Origin of the sequence: Xanthobacter oligotrophicus (genome assembly GCF_008364685.1) — a bacterium.
Classification (GTDB): Bacteria; Pseudomonadota; Alphaproteobacteria; order Rhizobiales; family Xanthobacteraceae; genus Xanthobacter; species Xanthobacter oligotrophicus.
Genome location: NZ_VTTL01000005.1, coordinates 344,956 through 369,096, shown reverse-complemented (window position 1 = coordinate 369,096; position 24,141 = coordinate 344,956). Strand labels below are relative to the sequence as shown.

General features: G+C 67.4%; 23 protein-coding genes. 8 read left to right on the top strand and 15 right to left on the bottom strand.

The window, feature by feature from the left end; all coding sequences use genetic code 11:
- Position 1 precedes the first annotated feature (1 nt).
- From glxR to gcl, 3 genes are all read right to left on the bottom strand, one after another.
- A complete protein-coding gene (gene glxR, locus FZ033_RS10685; protein WP_149576103.1) occupies positions 2 to 880 on the bottom strand; it encodes a 2-hydroxy-3-oxopropionate reductase in 879 nt (292 codons plus the stop codon).
- 183 nt (positions 881 to 1,063) lie between these two features.
- Positions 1,064 to 1,843 carry a hydroxypyruvate isomerase gene (hyi, locus tag FZ033_RS10680; RefSeq protein ID WP_149576102.1) on the bottom strand — a complete coding sequence of 260 codons (780 nt, stop codon included), beginning with the start codon at positions 1,841 to 1,843 and terminating at the stop codon, positions 1,064 to 1,066.
- A 259-nt stretch (positions 1,844 to 2,102) separates the two neighbouring features.
- On the bottom strand, positions 2,103 to 3,878 hold the full coding sequence (gene gcl, locus FZ033_RS10675) for a glyoxylate carboligase (RefSeq protein WP_149576101.1): 1,776 nt from the start codon (positions 3,876 to 3,878) through the stop codon (positions 2,103 to 2,105).
- Positions 3,879 to 4,060: 182 nt separating this feature from the next.
- Here gcl and FZ033_RS10670 point away from each other — a divergent pair, with 182 nt between their 5' ends.
- The 3 genes from FZ033_RS10670 (at position 4,061) to FZ033_RS10660 (ending at position 6,815) form a co-directional block, all read left to right on the top strand.
- Entirely contained in the window at positions 4,061 to 4,336 is a 276-nt protein-coding gene (locus tag FZ033_RS10670) for a YARHG domain-containing protein (RefSeq protein WP_149576100.1), read from the top strand.
- Positions 4,337 to 4,464: 128 nt separating this feature from the next.
- Positions 4,465 to 5,757, top strand: a complete 1,293-nt coding sequence (gene pncB, locus FZ033_RS10665) for a nicotinate phosphoribosyltransferase (protein ID WP_149576099.1) — start codon at positions 4,465 to 4,467, stop codon at positions 5,755 to 5,757.
- Positions 5,758 to 6,176: 419 nt separating this feature from the next.
- Positions 6,177 to 6,815: a peroxiredoxin gene (locus tag FZ033_RS10660; RefSeq protein WP_149576098.1), complete on the top strand. Its 639-nt coding sequence runs from the start codon at positions 6,177 to 6,179 to the stop codon at positions 6,813 to 6,815.
- A gap of 115 nt (positions 6,816 to 6,930) precedes the next feature.
- Here FZ033_RS10660 and FZ033_RS10655 read toward each other — a convergent pair whose 3' ends face one another.
- The 4 genes from FZ033_RS10655 to FZ033_RS10640 all read right to left on the bottom strand — a co-directional run bounded on the left by FZ033_RS10655 (position 6,931) and on the right by FZ033_RS10640 (position 12,887).
- A complete protein-coding gene (locus tag FZ033_RS10655) occupies positions 6,931 to 7,362 on the bottom strand; it encodes a CBS domain-containing protein (RefSeq protein WP_149576097.1) in 432 nt (143 codons plus the stop codon).
- 179 nt (positions 7,363 to 7,541) lie between these two features.
- On the bottom strand, positions 7,542 to 8,288 hold the full coding sequence (locus FZ033_RS10650; RefSeq protein ID WP_232847427.1) for a rhomboid family intramembrane serine protease: 747 nt from the start codon (positions 8,286 to 8,288) through the stop codon (positions 7,542 to 7,544).
- 204 nt (positions 8,289 to 8,492) lie between these two features.
- Complete coding sequence (locus tag FZ033_RS10645) at positions 8,493 to 11,672, bottom strand: efflux RND transporter permease subunit (protein WP_149576096.1); 3,180 nt, start codon at positions 11,670 to 11,672, stop codon at positions 8,493 to 8,495.
- Positions 11,673 to 11,681: 9 nt separating this feature from the next.
- Complete coding sequence (locus FZ033_RS10640; protein ID WP_149576095.1) at positions 11,682 to 12,887, bottom strand: efflux RND transporter periplasmic adaptor subunit; 1,206 nt, start codon at positions 12,885 to 12,887, stop codon at positions 11,682 to 11,684.
- Positions 12,888 to 13,365: 478 nt separating this feature from the next.
- Here FZ033_RS10640 and FZ033_RS10635 point away from each other — a divergent pair, with 478 nt between their 5' ends.
- On the top strand, positions 13,366 to 13,572 hold the full coding sequence (locus tag FZ033_RS10635; protein ID WP_149576094.1) for a hypothetical protein: 207 nt from the start codon (positions 13,366 to 13,368) through the stop codon (positions 13,570 to 13,572).
- Positions 13,573 to 13,596: 24 nt separating this feature from the next.
- Here the strand turns inward: FZ033_RS10635 and rnhA are convergent, their stop codons facing one another.
- Genes rnhA through ispH form a run of 3 tightly spaced genes read right to left on the bottom strand, consistent with a single transcriptional unit; the run spans position 13,597 to position 16,004 of the window.
- Positions 13,597 to 14,052, bottom strand: coding sequence for a ribonuclease HI (gene rnhA / locus FZ033_RS10630; protein ID WP_149576093.1), 456 nt, complete (start codon positions 14,050 to 14,052; stop codon positions 13,597 to 13,599).
- Positions 14,049 to 15,014 carry a homoserine kinase gene (locus FZ033_RS10625; protein WP_149576092.1) on the bottom strand — a complete coding sequence of 322 codons (966 nt, stop codon included), beginning with the start codon at positions 15,012 to 15,014 and terminating at the stop codon, positions 14,049 to 14,051. The genes rnhA and FZ033_RS10625 overlap by 4 nt, the downstream gene beginning before the upstream one ends.
- A 3-nt stretch (positions 15,015 to 15,017) precedes the next feature.
- Entirely contained in the window at positions 15,018 to 16,004 is a 987-nt protein-coding gene (ispH, locus tag FZ033_RS10620) for a 4-hydroxy-3-methylbut-2-enyl diphosphate reductase (RefSeq protein WP_149576091.1), read from the bottom strand.
- 346 nt (positions 16,005 to 16,350) lie between these two features.
- On the opposite strand from ispH, the gene FZ033_RS10615 reads away from it, so the two are divergent.
- Entirely contained in the window at positions 16,351 to 17,052 is a 702-nt protein-coding gene (locus FZ033_RS10615) for a DUF1013 domain-containing protein (protein WP_149576090.1), read from the top strand.
- Positions 17,053 to 17,199: 147 nt separating this feature from the next.
- Here FZ033_RS10615 and FZ033_RS10610 read toward each other — a convergent pair whose 3' ends face one another.
- A complete protein-coding gene (locus FZ033_RS10610; RefSeq protein WP_149576089.1) occupies positions 17,200 to 18,030 on the bottom strand; it encodes a universal stress protein in 831 nt (276 codons plus the stop codon).
- Positions 18,031 to 18,338: 308 nt separating this feature from the next.
- Here FZ033_RS10610 and FZ033_RS10605 point away from each other — a divergent pair, with 308 nt between their 5' ends.
- Both FZ033_RS10605 and FZ033_RS10600 read left to right on the top strand, forming a co-directional pair.
- Complete coding sequence (locus tag FZ033_RS10605) at positions 18,339 to 19,391, top strand: glycosyltransferase family 2 protein (RefSeq protein ID WP_232847426.1); 1,053 nt, start codon at positions 18,339 to 18,341, stop codon at positions 19,389 to 19,391.
- Positions 19,388 to 20,236 (top strand): ChbG/HpnK family deacetylase, encoded by an 849-nt coding sequence (locus FZ033_RS10600; RefSeq protein ID WP_149576087.1) that lies wholly within the window; start codon positions 19,388 to 19,390, stop codon positions 20,234 to 20,236. Before FZ033_RS10605 ends, FZ033_RS10600 begins: the two co-directional genes overlap by 4 nt.
- Before the next feature lie 76 nt (positions 20,237 to 20,312).
- On the opposite strand, the gene FZ033_RS10595 is transcribed toward FZ033_RS10600, so the two are convergent.
- The 3 genes from FZ033_RS10595 to FZ033_RS10585 all read right to left on the bottom strand — a co-directional run bounded on the left by FZ033_RS10595 (position 20,313) and on the right by FZ033_RS10585 (position 22,533).
- Entirely contained in the window at positions 20,313 to 20,957 is a 645-nt protein-coding gene (locus tag FZ033_RS10595) for a CoA transferase subunit B (RefSeq protein ID WP_149576086.1), read from the bottom strand.
- Between the two features lies 1 nt (position 20,958).
- Positions 20,959 to 21,672, bottom strand: a complete 714-nt coding sequence (locus tag FZ033_RS10590) for a CoA transferase subunit A (RefSeq protein ID WP_149576085.1) — start codon at positions 21,670 to 21,672, stop codon at positions 20,959 to 20,961.
- Between the two features lie 93 nt (positions 21,673 to 21,765).
- On the bottom strand, positions 21,766 to 22,533 hold the full coding sequence (locus FZ033_RS10585) for an SDR family NAD(P)-dependent oxidoreductase (protein ID WP_188079420.1): 768 nt from the start codon (positions 22,531 to 22,533) through the stop codon (positions 21,766 to 21,768).
- A gap of 245 nt (positions 22,534 to 22,778) precedes the next feature.
- Between FZ033_RS10585 and FZ033_RS10580 the strand changes: the two genes are divergently transcribed.
- On the top strand, positions 22,779 to 23,633 hold the full coding sequence (locus FZ033_RS10580; RefSeq protein WP_149576083.1) for an N-acetylmuramoyl-L-alanine amidase: 855 nt from the start codon (positions 22,779 to 22,781) through the stop codon (positions 23,631 to 23,633).
- A 34-nt stretch (positions 23,634 to 23,667) separates the two neighbouring features.
- Here FZ033_RS10580 and FZ033_RS10575 read toward each other — a convergent pair whose 3' ends face one another.
- A complete protein-coding gene (locus FZ033_RS10575; protein ID WP_149576082.1) occupies positions 23,668 to 24,141 on the bottom strand; it encodes a molybdenum cofactor biosynthesis protein MoaE in 474 nt (157 codons plus the stop codon).

Here is a 24,141-nt window from a genome sequence, read left to right as displayed (position 1 = left end):
CTCAGGCGATCTCGTGGTTCGCCAGCAGCTCCAGCGCCTTCACCATGGCGGAGTGGTCCCACTTGGAGCCGCCGTGGGCGGCGCAGGCGTTGAACAGCTCCTGGCAGGTGGCGGTGTTGGGCAGGCTCACGCCCAGGGCCTTGGCGCTCTGGAGCGCAAGGTTGAGGTCCTTCTGGTGCAGCTCGATGCGGAAGCCCGGATCGAAGGTGCGCTTCACCATGCGGTCGCCGTGCACTTCGAGGATCTTGGACGAGGCGAAGCCGCCCATCAGCGCCTGCCGCACCTTGGCCGGATCGGCGCCCGCCTTGGAGGCGAACAGCAGGGCCTCGCCCACCGCCTCGATGGTCAGCGCCACGATGATTTGGTTCGCCACCTTGGTGGTCTGGCCGTCGCCGTTGCCGCCCACGAGGGTGATGTTCTTGCCCATCTTGTCGAACAGGGGCTTCACCGTCTCGAACGCGCCTTCCGGCCCGCCCACCATGATGGTGAGGGAGGCGGCCTTGGCGCCCACCTCGCCGCCGGAGACCGGGGCATCGAGATAGTCGCAGCCGAGCGCGTTGATCTTCTCCGCGAAGCCCTTGGTGGCAACCGGCGAGATGGAGCTCATGTCCACCACGATCTTGCCCTTGGCGAGGCCCTCGGCGATGCCGCCCTTGCCGAACAGGGCCTCTTCCACGTGCGGGGTATCCGGCACCATGGTGATGATGATGTCGGAGGCCTTGGCCACGTCGGCGGAGGAGGCGCAGGCGGTGGCGCCCTTCGCCGTCAGCTCCGCGGGGATGCGGAACACGTCATAGACGAACAGGGTGTGGCCGGCGTCGATGAGGTGTCCCGCCATGGGGGAACCCATGATGCCGAGGCCGATGAATCCGACGTTCATGTGCGTTTCTCCTGAAGAGTGTTTTGGTCGAAAGACAATCGTCTCGAACGAACCGTCATGGCCGGGCTTGTCCCGGCCATCCACGCGGTGCCGCCTGCGCACTGCGATGAATGCCGCTCCCGGCCGCGGGGCGTGGATGCCCGGCACAAGGCCGGGCATGACGCCGTACTGCCGGCTGGAGGATCACCCCTTGTAGGGCGCGAACCAGCCGATGCCCTCGTCGGTGGTGGTCTTGGGCTTGTATTCGCAGCCGATCCAGCCGTCGTAGCCGGTGTCGTCGATGGCCTTGAACAGGAAGGGATAGTTGATCTCGCCCGTGCCCGGCTCGCCGCGGCCCGGATTGTCGGCAAGCTGGATGTGCTTGATGCGGGCAATGTTGGTGCGGATGGTGGGGGTAAGGTCCCCCTCCATGATCTGCATGTGATAGATATCGTACTGGAAGAAGATGTCGTCCGCGCCCACTTCGTCCAGCACCGCAAGGGTCTGCCTGGTGTTGTGCAGGTGGAAGCCGGGGATGTCGCGGGTGTTGATGGCTTCCACCACGAAGGGGATGCCCGCCTTCTTCAGCTCGGCGGCGGCGAACTTCAGGTTGTTCACCAGCGTCTCGTGGACCTTTTCGGCGGGAACATCCTTCGGGGTCAGGCCGACGAGGCAGTTGAGGGCCTTGGTGCCAAGGGCCTTCGCGTAATCGATGCCCTTGCCGACGCTGTCCTGGAATTCGCCTTCGCGGCCCGGCAGGCAGGCGATGCCACGCTCGCCCGCCGCCCAGTCGCCGGCCGGCAGATTGTGCAGCACCTGGGTGAGCTTGTAGGTGGCCAGCTTCTCCGCCAGCGCATCCTTTTCATACGGATAGGGGAAGAGATATTCGACCCCGGTGAAGCCGGCCGCAGCCGCCTTTGCGAAGCGGTCGAGGAAGTCGATCTCGTTCCACAGCATGGTGAGGTTGGCGCAGAACTTGGGCATGCGTCTCTCCGCGGGCTGAGCCTTGGGCTAGAACGTTTTCCGCTCGCCTTGGCTCGCAGAAATCGCTCTAGAGTTATGCGTTAACGCGTTTTCTTCACGCGAACCGGTATCCACTTCGCTTGAAAACGCTCTTGTCACGCCGCCATGCCCCGGCCTTGCGGGGCATCCACGGCTTTATGGAAGGGGCGAAGGGCGGCAAAGGGCACCCCCCGGAGGAACCGGGGGATGCCGCAGATGCCGGGAACGGAGCGTGCGGGGCTTACTCCGCCGGCTCGAGGGCGCGGACCTGATCCAGCGGCACGTCGAGGATTTCCTCGAACTCGTTGACCGCGTTGATCTCCAGCCCCATGGCGATGTTGGTGACGCGCTCCAGGATGAACTCGATCACCACCGGCACCTGGTGCTCGTCCATGAGCTTCTGGGCGTTGGCGAAGGCGTCCTTGAACTCGTTGGGGGTGCGCACGCGGATGGCCTTGCAGCCCAGGCCCTCGGCCACCGCCACGTGGTCCACGCCGTAGGCGCCGGCCTCCTCCGAATTGATGTTGTCGAAGGCGAGGCTCACCTCGAAGTCCATGTTGAAGCCGCGCTGCGCCTGCCGGATGAGGCCGAGGTAGGAGTTGTTCACCACCACGTGCAGGTAGGGCAGCTTGTGCTGGGCGCCCACCGCCAGCTCTTCCACCATGAACTGGAAGTCGTAGTCGCCCGAGAGCGCCACGATCTTGGCATCGGGCCGCGCGGCGCGCACGCCGAGGGCCGCCGGCAGGGTCCAGCCCAGCGGGCCGGCCTGGCCGCAATTGATCCAGTGGCGCGGATTGTAGACGTGCAGGAACTGCGCGCCGGCGATCTGCGACAGGCCGATGGTGGAGACGTAGGTGACGTCGCGGCCGAGGGCCTCGTTCATCTCCTCGTAGACCCGCTGCGGCTTCAGCGGCACCACGTCGAAGTGGGACTTGCGCAGCATGGTCTGCTTGCGCTCGAGGCATTCGTTGGCCCACGCCGACCAGTCCGGCAGCTTGCCCGCGGCCTTCAGCGCCCGGGCGGCCACAACGAACAGTTCCAGCGCCGCCTTCGCATCGGAGACGATGCCGAAATCCGGCCCGAACACGCGGCCGATCTGGGTCGGCTCGATGTCCACATGGATGAACTTGCGCCCCTGGGTGTAGACCTCCACCGAGCCGGTATGGCGGTTGGCCCAGCGGTTGCCGATGCCGACCACGAAGTCGGACGCCAGCATGTTGGCATTGCCGTAGCGGTGCGAGGTCTGCAGGCCGCACATGCCGGCCATCAACGGATGGTCGTCGGGGATGGTGCCCCAGCCCATGAGGGTGGGGATGACCGGGATGCCGGTCAGCTCGGCGAATTCCACCAGCAGGTCGGAGGCATCCGCATTGATGACGCCGCCGCCGGAGACGATGAGCGGGCGCTTGGCGCCGAGGATCATCTCCATGGCCTTGTCGATCTGCGCCGGGGTCGCCGCCGGCTTGTAGACCGGCAGGCTGGCGTAGGTCTCCTCGTCGAACTCGATCTCGGCGAGCTGCACGTCGATGGGCAGGTCGATGAGCACCGGGCCGGGACGGCCCGAGCGCATGACGTGGAACGCCTGCTGGAACACCATGGGCACCAGCGCCGGCTCGCGCACGGTGACGGCCCACTTGGTGACCGGCTTGGCGATGGATTCGATGTCCACCGCCTGGAAGTCTTCCTTGTAGAGGCGGGCGCGGGGGGCCTGGCCGGTGATGCACAGGATCGGGATGGAATCCGCCGAGGCGGAATAGAGGCCGGTGATCATGTCGGTGCCGGCAGGGCCGGAGGTGCCGATGCACACGCCGAGATTGCCGGCCACCGCGCGGGTGTAGCCCTCGGCCATGTGGGAGGCGCCTTCCACATGGCGCGCCAGCACGTGGCGGATGGAGCCCCGCGCCTTCATGGCGGAATAAAGCGGGTTGATGGCCGCGCCCGGAACGCCAAAGGCGCAACGGATGCCTTCCTTCTCAAGGACACGGACGGCGGCATCGACAGCACGCATGCGGGCCATGGCATTTCCTCCTATTGGTCTTTTTGACTTGCATTCTGAATACGCCCCGGCCGTCTTCGCTTCTATGGGAAGAAACGGAATGACATTGATGCCCTGAGAGAAACAATCATGCGCAACGCCTTCATTCTCGCGGTTCGGGCCCGGTGCTACCCTTGGGAAACGGGCGGAAAAGGGAGGCAGGAATGCGGAAGACAGGCACGCTGCTTTGCGCCGTGGCGGGCGCACTTCTGGCCCTCGCCCCGGCGGCGCAGGCCCAGGCGCTGAGCGAGTTGTCGTGCCGGGCGCTGTGGGTCCAGCGCAATGCCGTCTATGCGGAGCGCGGCTACTGCTTCAAGACCGCGGACGCCATCGCCACCTTCGGCGAGCGGTGCTTCCCGCCCTACGGCCAGCTCACCCCGTCCCAGCAGCGCTTCGTGGACGAGGTGAAGATGTGGGAAGCCCGCAAGGGCTGCCGCTGAGCCCCGACGCCGAGGGGAATTTGCTGCGAACGGATCGCATTCAGCGCCGACATGCTATAGGTGGTGCGCCTGCCCTGCGGACGCGCGCCTGACCGGGCGCCGCCCCTTCCAACACCCGCAAGACGCCAATGACCGACATCGCCACGCGCGTCTACAACCACACCTGGAAGATCGACCCCATCGTGCGCTCCGTGCTCGACACGGACTTCTACAAGCTGCTGATGGGGCAGACGATCTTCAACCGCCACCGGGCGACGCGCGTCACCTTCGGCATCCACAACCGCTCCACCCACATCAGGCTGGCCGAGATCATCGATGTGGGCGCCCTGCGCGAGCAGCTCGACCATGTGCGCTCTCTCAAGCTCACCCGGGGCGAGAGCACGTGGCTGCGCGGCAACATGTTCTACGGCAAGCGGCAGATGTTCTCGCCGGACTATGTGGCCTGGCTGGAGGGCTTCCGCTTCCCCGCCTATCACCTGGAAAAGCGCGACGGGCAGTATGAGCTGACCTTCGAGGGGCCGTGGGTCGAAACCACCATGTGGGAGATCCCGGCGCTTGCCATCATCAACGAGCTGCGCTCGCGCGCGGTGCTGAAGGGCATGGGCAAGTTCGAGCTGCAGATCCTCTATGCCCGGGCCATGGCGCGGGTGTGGGAGAAGGTGCAGTTCCTGAAGACCATCGCCCCCGTCAACATCGCCGATTTCGGCACCCGCCGCCGCCACGGCTTCCTGTGGCAGGACTGGTGCGTGCAGTCCCTCATCGAGGGGCTGGGCGAGGGCTTCCTCGGCACCTCCAACTGCCTCATCGCCATGCGGCGCGAGGTGGAGGCCACCGGCACCAACGCCCACGAGCTGCCCATGGTCTATGCGGCGCTGGCCCGCAACGACGAGGAACTGGCCTGGGCGCCCTACCAGGTGCTGGCCGACTGGCAGGAGGATTATGACGGCAACCTGCGCGTCATCCTGCCCGACACCTACGGCACCAGCGGCTTCCTGAAGCGCGCGCCCGACTGGGTGGCGCACTGGACCGGCATCCGCATCGACAGCAAGGACCCCGTGGAGGGCGGTGAGGAGGCCCTCGCCTGGTGGCGGGCGCGGGGCCAGGACCCGCGCGACAAGCTCGCCATCTTCTCCGATGCCCTCGATGCCGAGGAGGTGGCGCGCATCCACCGCACCTTCCTGGGGCGCATGCGGCTCGGCTTCGGCTGGGGCACACTGCTCACCAACGATTTCCGGGGCCTCGCCCCCAATGGGGCGCTCGACCCCATCTCCATCGTCTGCAAGGTCATCTCGGCCAATGGCCGCCCGGCGGTGAAGCTCTCCGACAACCCCACCAAGGCCATGGGGCCGGCGGAGGAGATCGAGCGCTACAAAAGGGTGTTCGAGGTAGGCGAGCAGGTCGCCCGCCACGCTTTGGTCTGACAGCCTGTTTGGAAATTCAAAAGGACCTAGCCGCAATCACCCCGTCATGCCCGGGCTTGTCCCCGAAGTCGGCTGTTGCCGACTTCGGCTCTCGTGAGTCGGAACTCGGGAGCACCCGAGTTCCGGGTATCCACGCCGCGCCGCTTGCGACGACCTACGAAAGCCTGTCCCAGCGTCGCCGCGTGGATGGCCGGGTCAAGCCCGGCCATGACGGTGATAAAGCCCCTGTGGGGCTTCCGGCGCTCACCCGAGCGAATTTTCCAACCAGGCTCTGACTTCACACCCCTACCGTCCGCTCCCCCGCTGCGGTTCGCCGAGCCGCGGCAGCGGATGGCCGCGTGTGATTCACCTTTAAATGCATCAATGATGTGGTATAATTTCATTATCAACGCGTTTTATATGTGATATTGGAGAAGAACATGGCGACCCTGCGACTTGGCGACGTGGTTCCCGATTTCGAGGCCGTGACCACCGAAGGCCCCATCAAGTTTCACGAGTGGCTCGGCGACAGCTGGGGCATCCTGTTCTCCCACCCCAAGAACTTCACCCCGGTGTGCACCACGGAGCTGGGACAGGTGGCGCACCTGAAGGGTGAGTTCGACAAGCGCGGCGTAAAGGTGATCGGCCTGTCGGTGGACACCATCGAGAACCACCCGGCCTGGGTGGGCGACATCAAGGACGCCACCGGCGCCAGCCTCAACTTCCCGCTGATCGCCGACTCGGACAAGAAGGTCTCCGACCTCTACGACCTGATCCACCCCAACGCGAGCGACACCGCCACCGTGCGCTCGGTGTTCATCATCGGGCCGGACAAGAAGCTGAAGCTGTCCCTGACCTATCCGGCCTCCACGGGCCGCAACTTCGACGAGATCCTGCGGGTGGTGGACAGCCTCCAGCTCACCGCCAAGCACTCGGTCGCGACCCCGGTGAACTGGAAGCACGGCGAGGACGTGATCATCGTCCCCTCCATCACCGACGAGGCGGCGAAGGAGAAGTTCCCTGAAGGCTGGAAGACCGTGAAGCCCTATCTGCGCGTGGTGCGCCAGCCGGGCGCCTGAGCGCCCAGGCCATACGCGCACGAGCCATACGCGGCGGGGCGTCCCACGGCATGCATCCCGGCCGGCTCACGCCGGCCGGTTTCGTTTCGGGCTTGTCTGGTTTCAGCCGGCCTGTTCAGGCCGACATGATGTAGTCGCGCAGCTGGGCGCTCTCGCGCTCCATCTCCTCCACGCGGAACTTCACCACGTCGCCGATGGAGATGATGCCCACCAGCTTGTCGCCCGACACCACGGGCACATGGCGGAAGCGGCCGCGCGTCATGCGCTCCATGATCACCGGAACGGTCTCGTCGGGCGTGCAGGTCACCACCGCGCGCGTCATCACGCTGGACAGCGGCTCGGCGAGCACGCCGACCCCCTGTTCGCCGATCAGGCGCACCACGTCGCGCTCGGAGATGATGCCTTCCACGCTCATGGCGTCGTCAACCACGACGATGGCGCCGATGCGGCGCCCGGCAAGGCGCGCCACGGCATCGCCCACGGTCGCGTCCGGCCCGATGGTGCAGATGTCGTTGCCCTTGCGGCTGAGGATGACGCTCACGGTCATAGGCGTTGGCTCCCTTCTCGTCATTCCAGGGACCGGCTCCGCCGTTGGCCGGTCTTCTCTGGCGCATGGTTTGGAAGAGTTATGATCCCTCGCAATGCGCTGCGACGCAAGCGCACACTAAAGTCGGAGGCACGGATCGCGGAAGATGAAGCCCCGCCCATGCCGCAGTGCGGCGGTGGTCAGGCCGGCTGGCGCTTCCCGACCGGATCGAACAGCGGGAACAGCAGCAGCCCGGCGACGAAGCCGCCCACATGGGCCTGCCAGGCGATCTGCGCCCCATCCGCCCCCGGCAGGGACACCCCGACCGCGAACAGCAGGTTGAGGGCGAAGAAGGCCCCCACGAACACCAGCACCCGGCGATCGGTGAAATTCTCCAGGAGAGAACCCGCCGGCTGATGGTCGGCGAAGATGGCGCGCCGTCCCGACAGGGCCGCGCCGGGGGCGAAGGCGAAGCGCACCGCCGCCGCCATGGTGCCGGACACCGAGGCCGAGGCGCCGATGAGCGGCACCAGGGCATCGGGATAGCTCAGGTAATGCGCCAGCGCGCCGCCCGCCGCCGTCACCGCGAAGAAGGCCACGAACCGCGCCGAGCCGAAGCGCCGCGCCACCGGCGTGCCGAAGGCCAGGAGCCAGACCAGATTGACGATGACGTGCATCCAGTTGGCATGCAGGAAGGCGTAGCTCACCGGGGTCCAAAGCTTCGGCCCGAAGCCGCCCGGCAGGTAGAACAGGGTGTCGGGCAGGCCATAGCGGGCCGGGACGAAGGCGAAATAGGTCAGGACCTCGAGGTCCGCGTCGTCCGACAGCACGATGGCGCGCAGCGCGTGGATGAGCACCAGCACCAGCGCCAGCGCGGCGACCGCGCCGGGCACGTTGAAGACAGGCTGCCGATCCGGCACGCCGGGGAAGGAAGGGCCACGGGACACGCCCTGCACATAGGAGCCCGGGCCCGGTGCGGCAAGTAAAATGCGGCGGGTCAAAACGGCCCAGGTGGCCGGCGCCACATGGCCGCACCGCCCTCTGCCCGCCGCCGCCGCGACCAATGGCGCCGCGTCGGCCCTCACGGCCCACACGAGGCAAACGCAGCCGCGCGCTGCATGGCGCGCGGCTGCGTATGAGCCGTGGGTGTTCTACTCGGCCGGGGCCGGGTGGTGCGGCGGCTCGGCCTTGGCCTCGCGGCGGGCGCCGAGGCCGGCGAGCCAGCGGGCGAAGACGTAGAAGGTGGGCGTGAAGATCAGGCCGAACAGCGTCACCCCGATCATGCCGGAGAACACCGCCGTGCCCAGCGCCTGCCTGAGCTCGGCGCCCGCGCCGGTCGCCCACACCAGCGGCACCACGCCGAGGATGAAGGCGAGCGAGGTCATCACGATGGGCCGAAGCCGCAGGCGCGAGGCCTCCACCGCCGCCTCGCGCCGGCCATGGCCCTGGTCTTCCAGCTGCTTGGCGAACTCGACGATGAGGATGGCGTTCTTGGCGGCAAGGCCGATGAGCACGATGAAGCCCACCTGGGTCAGGATGTTGTTGTCCTGTCCCCTCAGGATCACGCCGATGAGCGCGGCCACCAGGCACATGGGCACGATGAGGATGACCGCCAGAGGCAGGGTCAGGCTCTCATACTGGGCCGCCAGCACCAGGAACACGAACACCACGCCCAGCGCGAAGGCGAAGATGGCGGTGTTGCCGGCCTTCTGCTGCTGGTAGGCCAGCGCCGTCCATTCATAGGAGAAGCCCTGCGGCAGCACCTTCGCCGCCAGCTCCTGCATGATCTGGATGGCCTGGCCCTGCGAATAGCCGGGGGCCGGCGAGCCATCCAATTCGGCGGCGGGATAGAGATTGTAGCGCGGCACCCGGTAGGGACCGGAAATGTCGCGCACGGTGGTGAAGGAGCCCAGCGGCACCGTCTCCCCGCCCGCGGCGCGCACCCGGATCGAGAGCACGTCCTTGGGATCGAGGCGGAACGGCGCGTCGGCCTGGGCCTGCACCCGGAAGGTGCGGCCGAACAGGTTGAAATCGTTGACGTAGGACGAGCCGATATAGGTCTGCAGCGCCGCGAACAGGTCGGCGATGTTGACCTTCAGCAGCTGCGCCTTCTGCCGGTCGATGTCGAGGAACAGCTGGGGCGTGGAGGTCTCGAACAGCGAATAGACCTGCATCAGCCCCGGCGTCTGCGCGGCGGCGCCCATCATGGCGTAGGTGGCATTGCGCAGGGCGAGGAGGCCCGCGCCGGAGCGGTCCTCGACCATCATGCGGAAGCCGCCGGCATTGCCGATGCCCTGCACCGGCGGCGGCTGCACCACGATCATCTGGGCTTCCTGGATGCCCGCCATCTTCCCGAACAGCACCTTCTGCACCGCAGAGGCGGTCTCGTCGGGATGGCCCTCGCGCTCGGGGAAGGGCTTCAGGATCACGAACATGGCGCCGGCGTTGGGCGCGTTGGTGAAGGTGGCCCCCGAGAAGCCGGCGATGTTGATGACGCGGCTGACGCCCGGCGTGCCGAGCACCAGATCGCCGGCCTGCTTCATCACCGTCTCGGTGCGCTGCATGGAGGCGCCGGGCGGCAGCTGAGCGGCGATGATGAGATAGCCGCGGTCCTGCTGCGGGATGAAGCCCTGGGGCGTGGTGGTGAACAGATAGCCGCCGAAGGCGACGATGCCCACATAGACGATCAGCACCAGCGCCACCACGCGCACGAGGCGCGCCGTCACATAGGCATAGCCGTTGCCGAGGCCCTCGAAGGCGCGGTTGAAGAGGCCGAAGAAACCCACCACCGGCCGGGCATACCAGGCCGGCTTCTCATGGGCCGCGCGATGCGGCTTCAGCAGCAGCGCGCACATGGCGGGCGACAGGGTCAGCGACACCAGCAGCGAGATCAGGGTGGAGCCGGCGATGGTGAGGGCGAACTGGCGATAGAATTCGCCGGACAGGCCGGTGATGAAGGCAGTGGGCACGAACACCGACGACAGCACCAGCGAGATGGCCACCAGCGCGCCGCCCACCTCGTCCATGGTCTTGTAGGCGGCATCGCGCGGGGAGAGCCCGGCCTCGATGTTGCGCTCCACGTTCTCCACCACCACGATGGCGTCATCCACCACGATGCCGATGGCCAGCACCAGGCCGAACAGGGACAGGTTGTTCAGCGAGAAGCCGAACAGGCCCATGACGAAGAAGGTGCCGATGAGCGAGATCGGGATGGCGAGGATGGGGATGATCGCCGCCCGCCAGGTCTGCAGGAACAGGATCACCACCAGCACCACCAGCACGATGGCCTCGCCGATGGTGTGCACCACCGCATCCACCGACTGCTGGATGAACTGGGTGGGGTTGTAATAGATGCCGTAATTCAACCCCACAGGGAAGGTCTTGCCGATGCGCGCCATCTCGGCGACCACGGCGTTGCCGGTGGCCAGCGCGTTGGAGCCGGGGCGCTGGAACACGCCGAGCTGGATCGAGATGTCCTTGTCGAGGAACGAGGTCGAGGCATAGTCCTGGGCCGCGATCTCCACCCGGCCCACGTCCTTCAGCCGCACCAGCGCCTGGTCGGTCTGCTTGATGACGATGTCGGAGAAGGCCCGCGCATCCGTCAGCCGGCCGAGAGTGCGCACCGCGATCTGGAAGGCGCGCTGCTCCGGCACCGGCGGCGCGTTGAGCACGCCGGAGGCCACCTGGACGTTCTGTGCCTTCAATGCCGCCACCACGTCGGTGGTGGTGAGGTTGAGCTGGGACAGCCGGTCCGGATCAAGCCAGATCTGCATGGCGTATTCGCGCGAGCCGAACACGGTGATGGAGCCCACGCCATCGATGCGCGAGAGCACGTCCTTGATCTCGATATTGGCGAAGTTCGAGATGAAGAGCGGATCACGCGAGCCGTCGGGGGAATACAGGCTCACCACCAGCATCAGGTCCGGCGAGGACTTGGCCGTGACCACGCCCACCTGCTGCACTTCGCTGGGAAGGCGCGGCTGGGCGATGGCGACGCGGTTCTGCACCTGCACCTGGGCGATGTCGAGGTTGGTGCCGATGTCGAAGGTGACAGAAATGGAGAAGCGGCCGTCCGCCGTCGAGTTGGACGACAGGTAGAGCATGCGCTCCACGCCGTTGATCTGCTGCTCGATGGGCGCGACCACGGTCTCGGCGACGATTTCCGCCGAGGCGCCGGGATATTGCCCGGTCACCGTGATCACCGGCGGGGCGATATCGGGATACTGGGCCACGGGCAGGCGCAGGTAGGTCACCGCGCCGAGGATCATGACGACGGCGGAGACCACCGAGGCGAAGATGGGCCGGTCGATGAAGAAGTGTGAGAAGCGCATCTTCTCACCTCACTTCGCGGTGGAGGCGGCAGGGGCGGCTGCGGGCGGAGGGCTGGCCTCCGCCATCTGCGGGTTCACGGTGACGCCTGGCCGCACGCGCATCAGGCCGTTGACCACCACCTTGTCGTCCGCCGTGAGGCCGGAGCGGATCACCCGCATGTCGCCCACCAGCGGCCCCAGGGTGACCACCTTCTGCAGCACCTTGTTCTCCGGCCCGATCACATAGACGAACTTGTTCACCTGCTCGGTGCCGATGGCGGCGTCCGGCACTGCCAGCGACTGGTAGGGGGCGGAAGAATCGAGGCGGATGCGGGCGAACATGCCGGGGCGGAACACGCCATTCTTGTTCTCGAACACGGCGCGGCCACGGATGGTACCGGTCTCCCGGTCGACGACGTTGTTCAGGAAGTCGAGCTTGCCCGGGTGGGTGAAATCCTTGTCGTCGATCAGCTTGAGGGCCACCGGGTCGCCGGACACGTCGGCCCCGCCCTTGCGGCGCAGGATGCGCAGCAGGGAGGCCTCGTCGATGGTGAACTCAAAGCGGATGGGATCGATGGAGACGATCACCGCCAAAAGGGTGGGCGTGGCGCCGGAGCCGGCGGCCACATAATTGCCCACCGACACGCGCCGATCGCCGATGCGGCCCGAAACCGGGGCGCGCACCTCGGTGAAGGTGAGGTCGAGCTGGGCCGAGTGGACGGCCGCCTCCTGCGACATCACCGTCGCGGCGGCAGCGCGCGCGGCCTGGGTGCGCTGGTCGAACGCCTGCTTGGAGATGGCGTTGGAGGTGCGGTCCTCCAGCAGCGTCTTGGCGCGGTCGAGGTCGGCCTTGGTGAAGTCGAGATTGGCCTTGGCCTGGTCGAGGTTGGCCTTGGCCTGGTCGAGGGCGATCAGGTACGGGCGCTGGTCGATGGTGAAGAGCAGGTCGCCCTCCTTCACCATCTGGCCGTCGGTGAAATGGATCTTGTCCAGATAGCCGGCCACCCGGGCGCGCAAATTCACCTCGTCGATGGCGACGAAGCGGCCCACATATTCGTCCTGGTCGGTGACGGTCTTGGTCTGCGGCGTGGCCACCGTCACCTGGGGCGGGGGCGGGGCGCCCTGCTGCTGGGCGGAAGGCTGTCCGCACGCGGCGAGCGGCAGGGCAAACGCAACAAGAACGACCCAAAGGCGCGGGGCAAGAAGGCGCGGGGCAAGCGTCGAGGCAAGCGTCATGGCAATCCGGCTCCTCGACGGACGAACGTCCGCCAACGAAGATGTGAAGAAGGTTCGGCACCTCCCGCAACCGACGAGCCGAAACCGGAAGACGGCGCATCCGATAGCACAGGCTGCTGCGATGCAAAACGGTTCATCGCGGCAAAGGTCACGATTGTCAGCGTCCGTGTCACCGCCGCTGCGGCCGCACGCTGGCCGGTGGCAACGGCGGCGAAATCGCCGCGTCCCGGCTCCGGAACGGTCGCGCCAGCGTAAAGCACGGCGCCGCCCGGGATTACCCGCAGGCGCATCACTTCCCCGCGAGCCGGACTGCCGAGAGGCAATGGAGTGTGGCAAGGCGCGGGGCCGGTGCCGCGCGAGGATGCGGGAGGTGCCTGCGGACGGCGCATCTCTCCTTCCCCGCCCACAACCGGCAGGCGTAGATTTCGCCTGCGGGACCAGACCGGCCACAGGCCGGAAAAATGGGAGGGGCTGTCTTATGAAACCATCCGCATGGATGCTGGCGCCGGCACTGGTGCTGCTGGCCACGCCCGAGGCAATCGCACAGGGCAAGCCGAAGACCAGCGACCAGATCCGGCAGGAGTGCCACGCGGAATACCCGTCGGGCTCCGGCTACCGGGATCGCTCCGACCTGATCTCGAAATGCATCCAGCGCAAGAAGGCCGAGGCCGGCGGCAAGCATTGAGGCTTGGGCCCCGGAACGGGCGTCTCAGCCGCTGATCCGGCCCTTGAGCTTGAACGGCGCCATGCCGGCGCGAGCCAGCTCGTCCGCGCGCTCGTTCTCGGCGTGGCCGGCGTGGCCCTTCACCCAGTGCCAGCGCAGGGTGTGGCGCTTCAGCGCCTCATCCAGGCGCTCCCACAGGTCCTGGTTCTTCACCGGCTTCTTGTCGGCGGTGCGCCAGCCGTTGCGCTTCCAGCCGTGCATCCACTTGGTGACGCCGTCCTTCAGATAGGCGCTGTCGGTGTGCAGATCGACAGCGCACGGCTCCTTCAGCGCCTCCAGCGCGGAGATGGCGCCCATCAGCTCCATGCGGTTGTTGGTGGTGAGAAGCTCGCCGCCGCTCAATTCCCGTTCGTGGGCGCCGAAGCGCAGGATCGCGCCCCAGCCGCCGGGGCCGGGATTGCCCGAGCAGGCCCCGTCCGTGAACACCGCAACCTCTTTCATGCCGCCAGACCGTAATCCTGCGCGCTGTCCACCGCCTGGTGGAAGCGCAGCTTCCTGAGATATTCCAGCGGATCCTTGGGGCGCACCAGCGCGCCCTCGGGCACGTTCAGCCAGTCCACGAGGCGGGTGAGCAGGAAGCGCAGCGCGGCGCCGCGGGCGAGGCGCGGCAGGGCCGCCTTTTCCGCGTCCGACAGGGGACGCACCGCCTCGTAGCCCGACAGGAGCGCCCGCCCCTTGGTGACGTTGTAGGAGCCGTCCTGCTCGAAGCACCAGGCGTTGAGGCACACCGCCACGTCATAGGCGAGGAAGTCGGTGCAGGCGAAGTAGAAGTCGATGATGCCCGAGAGCTTTTCATCGAGGAAGAAGGCGTTGTCCGGGAACAGGTCGGCATGGATCACGCCCGACGGCAGGTCCTGCGGCCAGCTCGCCTCAAGCGTCGCCAGCTCCGCTTCGATGGCACCGGCAAGACCCGGCGCGACACCGTCCGCCTGCCCGTCCGCCGCCTCCAACAGGGGCCGCCAGCCGGCGACGGAGAGGTTGTTGGCCCGCGCCAGGGCGAAGTCCGCGCCGGCCAGATGCAGCTGGGCAAGGCCCCGCCCCAGCTCGGCGCAATGCTCGGCCGTGGGCCGGCGCACCGAGACGCCCGGCAGGAAGGTGACCATGGCCGCTGGCCGCCCCGCGATCTCCGAAAGCACCGCCCCCGAGCGCTGCGCCACCGGCTGCGGGCAGGAGAGGCCGCGCGCCGCCAGATGCTCCATCAGGCCGATGAAGAAGGGCAGGTCGTCCCGGTTCACCCGCTTCTCATAGAGGGTGAGGATGTAGCTGCCCCGCGTGGTCTGGACCAGGAAGTTGGAGTTCTCCACCCCTTCCGCGATGCCGTGGAAAGAGGTGAGTGTACCGATGTCGTAACCGGACAGAAAAGCCTCAAGCTCCGCCGGCGAAACGTCCGTATAGACCGCCACGATCTACTCCGCCGCATCCGGCCGCAGGGCGCGCGGCAGGGGGAAGAACACGTCTTCTTCCGTTGAGGTCACGGTCTCGACCGTCACGGTGAAGCGTTCGGCGAAGGCATCGATGATTTCTTCCACCAGCACCTCGGGCGCCGAGGCGCCAGCGGTGACGCCGAGGCTGGCGATGCTGGAAAACACCGTCCAGTCGATGTCCACCGCCCGCTGCACCAGCACGGCGCGGGCGCAGCCGGCGCGCTCGGCCGCCTCGCGCAGGCGCTGGGAATTGGAGGAATTGGGCGCACCCACCACCACCAGCGCATCCACCTTGGGCGCGATGGCCTTCACGGCCTCCTGCCGGTTGGTGGTGGCGTAGCAGATGTCTTCCTTGTGCGGCTCGCTCAGGGTCGGGAAGCGCTCGCGCAGGATGGCGATCATCTGCGCCGTGTCGTCCAGCGACAGGGTGGTCTGCGTCACATAGGCGAGGTTGTCCGGATCGCGCGGCATCACGGTGCGCGCATCCTCGGCGGTCTCGATCAGGGTGAAGGCGCCGTCCGGCAACTGGCCGATGGTGCCCACCACCTCCGGATGGCCCTCATGGCCAATGAGCAGGATGTGCCGGCCCTTGCGGAAATGCACCTGGGCCTCGCGGTGCACCTTGGTGACCAGCGGGCAGGTGGCGTCGATGGCGAACAGCTTGCGGGAGGTCGCCTCGTCCGGCACCGATTTCGGCACGCCGTGGGCGGAGAAGATCACCGGCGCGGAGGTGTCCGGCACCTCGTCCAGCTCCTCCACGAAGACGGCGCCCTTCCGCTTCAGGTCTTCCACCACGTATTTGTTGTGCACGATCTCGTGGCGCACATAGACCGGCGCACCATAGAGCTTCAGCGCCTGCTCCACGGCGTCGATGGCCCGCACCACGCCGGCGCAGAAGCCGCGCGGCGCGGCAAGAAGGATCTTGAGCGGCGGCTTTGCGGCGGCATCCGGCGCTGCGGCGGGGTCCATGGCAGGCTCGATCGAGGGCATGGGGCGAATTGGCGGTCTTGGGGCGCGCCTGTCAAGGGAGCGCAACGGCGCGCCGGCGATTTCGGGCGTCCGTTGCGGCACCGCCCGATTTCCGGTCCGCCCGCGCACGGCAATTGCAACTTGCCCCCGGCGCGCTTATGTTGGCCCGATCCCGGATAAAGCGATGAGTTCCGCGGTCCGCCCCAGGGGAGGGGTGGCCTTGCGAACCCGCATATGCCGACGCCACCAGATACCGACGCCAGCGCATACCCAAGCCCTGGCGTCACAGACCGAACAAGCCCGTGGACCGAAGCGTCCGACGACCAACAAGCCGCAAGAGGCCGCCATGTCGAACATACCTTTGATGCCCAAGGCCACCGCCGTCTGGCTCGTGGACAACACCGCCCTGACGTTCGAGCAGATCGGCGACTTCTGCAAGCTCCACCCCCTCGAGGTGAAGGGCATCGCCGACGGCGAGGTGGCGCAGGGGATCAAGGGGCTCGACCCCATCTCCACCGGCCAGCTCTCCCGCGACGAGATCACCGTCGCCGAGAAGAACCCCGACCGCCGGCTCAAGCTGCTGGAATCCAAGGTGCGCCTGCCGGAGCAGAAGAAGCGCCGTGGCCCGCGCTACACCCCGGTCTCGCGCCGCCACGACCGGCCCAACGCCATCCTCTGGCTGCTGCGCAACCATGCCGAGCTGAAGGACGCCCAGATCATCCGCCTGGTGGGCACCACCAAGTCCACCATCCAGTCCATCAAGGAGCGGACCCACTGGAACTCGGCCCAGCTCTCGCCCATGGACCCGGTGACGCTGGGCCTGTGCAGCCAGATCGATCTTGACCTCGAAGTCCAGCGCGCCGCCAAGGACCGTCCCGCCACCGCCATCGAGGACCGTGGCGCGACCCTGCTGCCGGCGGACGTCACCACCGGGCACGACGACCACGAGGAGGCCCCCAAGGGCCGCGAATCTCTCGATCTGGAGACCGTGTTCGCCAAGCTCGGCGGCTCGAAGAAGAACGAAAACGAGGACGACGACGAGGATTGATCCGGGCGGCACCGGCCTTCGACCGGTGCCGAACATCCCCCTCTCAGGCGCCGTAACAAAGAAGGCCCTCTTCCACCGGAAGAGGGCCTTTTGCTTTTGCGCAGGCTGGACGACGGGACGCCGTTCAGGACCAGTCTTTGAGCGGCCTCAATGGGCCATGAGCACGGGCACGGTCATGGTGGCGAGGATCTCGCGGGTCACGCCGCCCATCACCAGCTCGCGGATGCGGGAATGGCCGTAGCCGCCCATCACCACGAAATCGGCGCCCTGGTCGGCCACCTCGTTGAGAATGGCCGCCGCGATGGGCTCGCCGGAGGTTACCGGCAGTTTGCGCACCTTGGCGTTGAGGCCGTGGCGGGCGAGGTGGCGCACCACGTCGGCGCCTACGGTGTCTTCCTCGTCCCGATGGGACACCACGCGGAAGACCTCCACCTCCTTGGTGCGGTGAAGCAAAGGCAGCGCCTCGGCAAGCGCGCGGGCGGCGGGACGGCTACCGTCCCACGCCACCACGGCGCGCTCGGCGCTGAAGGGCTTCACCTGCACATAAGGCACGATGAGCACGGCGCGACCCGATTCCATCAGCACCGTCTCGGCAATCACCTCTTCCGGACCCGGCCGGTCCGGATCGGGCTGGGCCACCACCGTGAGGTCGAACAGCCGCGCCATCTCGGCGAAGCTGTTGGCGGCGACGCCGAGCGACGCGGACAGGCTGCGCACCTCGTGGGCGACCCCGGCCGCGCTGGCAGCGGCGGTGAAGCGCGCCGACGCCTTCTCGGCGGCGGCCTGGTTTTCCAGCACCTGCGCATCGATGAAATCGGTGGGGAGGGCGCCCATGTAGAAGGGCGGCACATCGATCTCATAGGCGACCGACAGGCCAGTGAGATGGGCACCGAAGCTTGCAGCGAGGCTCGCCGCGAAATCGCAGGCGCGATCCGTCTCAACCCCTTGGGCGAGATTGACCAGAATGTCGCGAATCATCACACAAGGCCCCCGTTCGGCCGTTTGAACGACGCGACCTTACCCTAAACTCGCCCAAAGTCTCGGGCCTTGATATCCCGCAAGCGACCCCACTCCTCGCGATGGCCGGCCGCCAAAATGACGACGCGGCCGCCTTGGGGGAAGACGGCCGCGCCAATGGCACGATCAATGGGGGGAGTGATCGAGCTGACCTGTCAACGCGGAGGAAAAGCGGAGGTTCCGCATCCTCGCAAAAAATTTCTGCTCCCTTTCGGGGCGGAGGCGGCTAGATGAGTTTGCATTCTCTGCGCGTGCCCGGCGGAAGTACCATGACACCTGATCTCAGCATCGTCGTTCCGCTCTACAACGAGGCCGAAGGCCTGCCCTTCTTCCATGCCAACTTGAGCGCCGCGGCCTCCGCCGAGGCGCACGCGCGCGGCCTCACCATGGAAATCGTCTATGTGGACGACGGCAGCCGCGACGGCAGCGCCGCGCTGGCCGCGAGCCTGCCGGTGCTGGGCATCGACATCCAGGTGGTGGCGCTGTCGCGCAATTTCGGCAAGGAGGCGGCCCTCATGGCCGGCCTCGACCATGCCCGCGGCGACGCGGTGATGTTCATGGACGGCGACGGCCAGCACCCGCCGGAGATGATCCCCACCTTCCTGCGCCTGTGGAAGGACGAGGGCTACGACGTGGCCTATGCGGTGAAGGCCGACCGCTCGGACGAGGCGGCGAGCCGGCGCCTGTTCGTGCGCGCCTTCTACAAGCTCCTGAACTTCGGCGCCGCCACCACCATTCCGGAGGATGCGGCCGACTTCCGCATCCTGTCCCCACGCGCCGCCGCCGCCTTGCGGCGCATGCCTGAGCGCAACCGCTTCTTCAAGGGCCTGTCGAGCTGGATCGGCTTCCGCCAGATCGCGGTGCCCTACCGGCCGGCACCGCGCGCCCATGGCTCCACCTCCTGGAGCTTCCTGCGGCTGCTGGGCCTGTCCATGGAGGCGCTGACCTCGTTCTCGCCGGCCCCGCTGCGCCTTGCCGCCGCGTTCGGCGCGGTGCTGGCGGGCCTTGCCCTGTTCTATGGCAGCTGGATCGTGGTGGAACGGCTCGTTTGGGGCATCCCGCTGCCGGGCTATCCCTCCATCGTCGTTGGCTTGATGGTGATCGGCGGCACTCAGCTACTGGTGATGGGGCTGATGGGCGAGTACGTCGCCCGCATCCTCTCCGAGATCAAGGCGCGCCCGGTCTATTACGTCGCCGACCACGTGCTCAACCGCGCCCCCGCCGAGGCCACAGGCCACCCCCTGACGGGACAGCCCATCTCCGGGCAGCCCTTCGCGGGTCCCGGCCACCCGTCGGCGCTGGCGTCGAGGGCCGAGCCGTGAAGCGCGTGGTCCTGTGCGCCGACGACTACGCCATCTCGCCCGGCGTGTCGGAGGCCATCCGCCGGCTGATCACGGCGCACCGGATCAACGCCACCTCAGTGATGACCGTGTTCGACGGCCTGATCGAGGAGGCCGACACCCTCAAGGCCGTTGCCGAGGAGCGGGATGTCAGCATCGGCCTGCATGTGACCCTCACCGGCACCTTTCCCCCGCTCTCCCGGGGCATGGCGGGCGCGAACGGCTGCTTCCCCTCCCTGTCCCAGGTGGTGCTCGCGGCCCTGTCGCGGCGGCTCGACGCCAAGGCTGTGGCGGCGGAAGTTGAGGCGCAGTTCGAGGCCTTCCTCGACGCCTTCGGCCGGCCGCCGGACCATGTGGACGGCCACCAGCACGTGCATGTGCTGCCGGTGGTGCGCAAGGCGGTCCTCGCCGCCACCGCTCGCTTCGCGCCCCGCGCCTGGCTGCGGGACGTGACCCCAGCCAAGGCGGCGCTCCATGGCTTCGATGCGAAGGGCCGGCTCATCGGCGCCTTCGCCAGCGGGTTCGCGCGGGATGCGGCGCGGCGCGGCCTTGTCACCAATCGCGGCTTCGGCGGCGCCTATGATTTTTCCGCCGACCACGATTTCGCGACCCTGCTCACCCACTTCCTGAAGGGCGTGCCCGATGGCGGGCTGGTGATGGTGCATCCCGGCCGGGTGGACGATCCGCTCACCGCCCGCGATCCCCTGACCCAGCAGCGGGAGGTGGAATACGCCGTGCTCCACGGCGCCGCACTGCCGGGCATCCTCGATGCCGCCGACGTGAGCCTCGCCCTGCCGGACGGGCTGCGGAACCAAGCTGCGGCGTGAGCAAAAAAGGCTCCCCCGCAGGGCGGAGGAGCCTTCCACTTCAGAACCCGAAGACAAGCCTCAGGGAAGTCAGGCCTCAGGCGAGGCCCACCTCGAACTTGGCCGCCGTCTTGGCCTTCACCTCGTCGAGGGTGACGCCCGGCGCCAGTTCCTTCAGCACCAGCGTGCCGCCGCGCTTGGTGAACGCGAACACCGCAAGGTCGGTGATCACGAAGTCGGTGACGTTGGTGCCAGTGAGCGGCAGGGTGCACTTCTCCACCAGCTTGGGCGCACCGGACTTCTCCACGTGCTCCATGAGCACGATGACCTCCTTGGCGCCGGCTACCAGGTCCATGGCGCCGCCCATGCCCTTCACCATCTTGCCGGGTACCATCCAGTTGGCGATGTCGCCGGTCTCGGAGACCTGCATGGAGCCGAGGATGGACAGGTCCATGTGGCCGCCGCGGATCATGGCGAACGAATCGGAGCTGGAGAAATAGGAGGTGTCCGGCACCTCGGTCACGGTCTGCTTGCCGGCGTTGATGAGGTCGGGATCCTCCTCGCCCTCATAGGGGAAGGGGCCGATGCCCAGCATGCCGTTCTCGCTCTGGAAGCTCACGGTCATGCCGGGGGGCAGCGCGTTGGCGACCAGGGTGGGGATGCCGATGCCGAGGTTGACGTAGAAGCCGTCGCGGATCTGCTGGGCGGCGCGGGCCGCCATCTCGTCACGGGTCCAGGCCATCTCACTTCACCTCTTCGCGCTTGCGGGTGGTCACCTTCTCGATCCGCTTCTCGGCGCCCTTGGCGACGACGATGCGGTCCACATAGATGCCGGGGGTGTGGATGGTGTCCGGGTCGAGATCGCCGATCTCCACCAGCTCCTCCACCTCGGCAATGGTGACCTTGCCGGCGGTGGCCATCATCGGATTGAAGTTCCGAGCGGTCTTGCGGTAGACGAGATTGCCTTCCTTGTCGGCCTTCCACGCCTTGATGATGGAGAGGTCGGCCACAAGGCCCGTCTCCAGCACATAGTGCTCGCCGTTGAACTCGCGGGTGGGCTTGCCCTCGGCGATGATCGTGCCGTAGCCGGTCTTGGTGTAGAAGCCGGGAATGCCGGCGCCGCCGGCGCGGATGCGCTCGGCCAGCGTGCCCTGCGGGTTGAACTCGAGCTCCAGCTCGCCGGCCAGGTACAGCTTCTCGAACAGCTTGTTCTCGCCCACGTAGGACGACAGCATCTTCTTGATCTGGCCGTTGGCGAGGAGGATGCCGAGGCCGAAATCGTCCACGCCGCAATTGTTGGACACGCAGGTGAGGTTCTTCGCGCCGAGGTCGCGGATGGCGGCGATGAGATTCTCGGGGATGCCGCAGAGGCCGAAGCCGCCGGCCATGATCATCATGCCGTCGGCGAGAACGCCCTCCAGGGCACTTTTCGCGTCCGGGTACACCTTGTGTCGCATCATTTCCTCCTCGGCGCTGGCGCCTCGATGACCTTAAGAGGCCGGTCCCTCAAGCGGAAGCGGGACCGTGCGGAATGGCACGCCGTCGCGCCGTCACAGGGATGAGACGAGGTGGCCGCCATCGACCACCAGCGTCGTCCCGGTCACATAGCGGGCGGCGTCGGAACACAGGAACAGGAGCGGGCCCTCGAGATCATCGAGGCGGCCGAGGCGGCGGGAGGGAATGCGCTTGATCAGCGCCTCGCCCGCCGGGCTCGCGAAGAAATCGCGGTTGAGGTCGGTTTCCACATAGCCGGGGCAGAGCGCATTGGCCTGGATGGAATAGCGCGCCCATTCGAGCGCCATGGACTTCGTCAGCTGCACCAGGGCCGCCTTGGAGGCCGCATAGGCCGCCACCTGTCCGGCAATGCGCAGCCCGAGGATGGACGCCACATTGACGATGCGGCCGCCGCGCCCGGTCTTCGCCATGGCGCGCGCGGCTTCCCGGCCCACCAGGAAACCCCCCTTCAGATTGGTGTCGAGGATGCGGTCCCACGCCTCGGCGGTCTCGTCCATGAGCGGCGTGGTGCCGGTGACGCCGGCATTGTTGACGAGAATGTCGAGGCCGCCGAATGCCGCCACCACCTCGGCCACCGCCGCTGCGCCCGAGGCCTCGTCGCTGACGTCGAGGGCGATGGGCAGCGCAGTGCCTCCGGCGGCCTCGATGCGGGCGCACAAAGCGGCGCAGGCATCACGCCGACGCGCGGCAACGGCCACGCGCGCCCCGGCAGCCGCCAGCCGCTCGGCAAAAAAGGCCCCGAGACCTCCGGACGCACCCGTCACCAACGCGGAGCGACCGTCGAGCGAAACGCGAAAATCCATGGAATGTGTCTCTGGATCGTCTCTCTCACCAGCGCGAGGACCGTTGTCCGGCTCTTCGGTAGGGCGCTCGTGTTTCATAGACGTGGCCAGCGGCGGGACGCAAGGGCCTGCGCCGGTCGCGACACATCCGCAAGCGGGAGCGGGCCACATCCCTCGATACCGGGGCGAGAATGACGCAACTATTGATTGAGTATTTCAATATATCAATCATAGGATGCCGAACCGCTTGACGCTGGGAGGGGGTCATGGGTTTCGCCATCAACACACGCCATCGACTGGAACAGAACGGCCGGGCCGTGGAGCGCATTGCCTCGCCGGCCGCGCACACCGGCGGCCCGTTCAGCGCGACGCCGCACATCCTCATCATGCACTTCACCTACGGCGCCTCGGGCCGCTCCAGCGCCTCCTGGTTCCAGGATTCGGACAACACATCCAAGTCCTCCGCCCATGTGGTCATCGACCGCGACGGTTCGGTGATCCAGTGCGTGGACTTCGACACCGCCGCCAACCACGCCGGCCAATCCAGCTGGGGCGGACTGACGTCGTTCAACAACAAGTCGTTCGGCATCGAGCTGGCCAACTGGGGCTATCTGAAGCCCGGTCCCGGCGGGAGCTGGACCTCCTACACCAACGTGCCCATTGCCAACCCCTTCCTCGCCGCCCACAAGAATGGCAATCCCTATCGTCCGTCGGACGCGGCCATCGGCTGGGAGCCCTATTCGCCGGAGCAGATGGCGACGGCGGTGGCCATCGCCCGGGCGCTCGCGGCCAAATACGGCGTGGACACCATCCTCGGCCATGACGACATCGCCCGCGGCCGCAAGTGGGATCCCGGCCCGGCCTTCGACATGACGCGGTTCCGCACCCAGGTGCTCGGCGGACGGGCCGAGGACGGGCCCAACGTCCTGACGGTGCGCTCGCCCACCGGCCTCAACCTGCGCCAGGGCGCCGGCACGGAATTCGCGGTGATCCAACTGCTCGCCGACGGCACGCAGGTGGCTCCCGTCGAGCAACGTGGCAGCTGGTGGTTCGTGAACGTGCTCGACGCCCAGGGCGTGGCGCAGAAGTCCGGCTGGGTGCACGGTGCCTTCCTCGCCTGACGGCGAAGTGTTGCACTTGACGGACTGGGCGCAGTCAGTCCTGCGCCCAGCGGTCCGCCGCCGCGTCGTCGCTGGCCTTGGCCTCGACCCATCCGCCGGCGTCGGGACCGTCCGCCCGCTCCTCCTTCTTCCAGAAGGGGGCGCTGGTCTTCAGCCAGTCCATGAGGAATTCGGCCGCAGCGAACGCCGCCGCCCGGTGCGCCGAGGCGGTGGCGACGAACACGATGGGGTCGCCCGGCACCAGCCGCCCATGCCGGTGCACCACGATGGCGCCGAACAGCGGCCAGCGCGCGCGGGCCTCCGCCACATGGCGCTCGATCTCCGCTTCCGCCATGCCGGGATAATGCTCCAGCGTGAGCGCCGTGAGCCCTGCCCCGTCCGCCCCCGCGTCGGCCCGGCACAGGCCGGTGAAGGTGACGATGCCACCCACGTCGGTGCGCCCCTGCGCGAGGCGCGCCGCCTCGGCGGCCGCATCGAACGGCGCCTCCTGGATGCGCACGGAAAACAC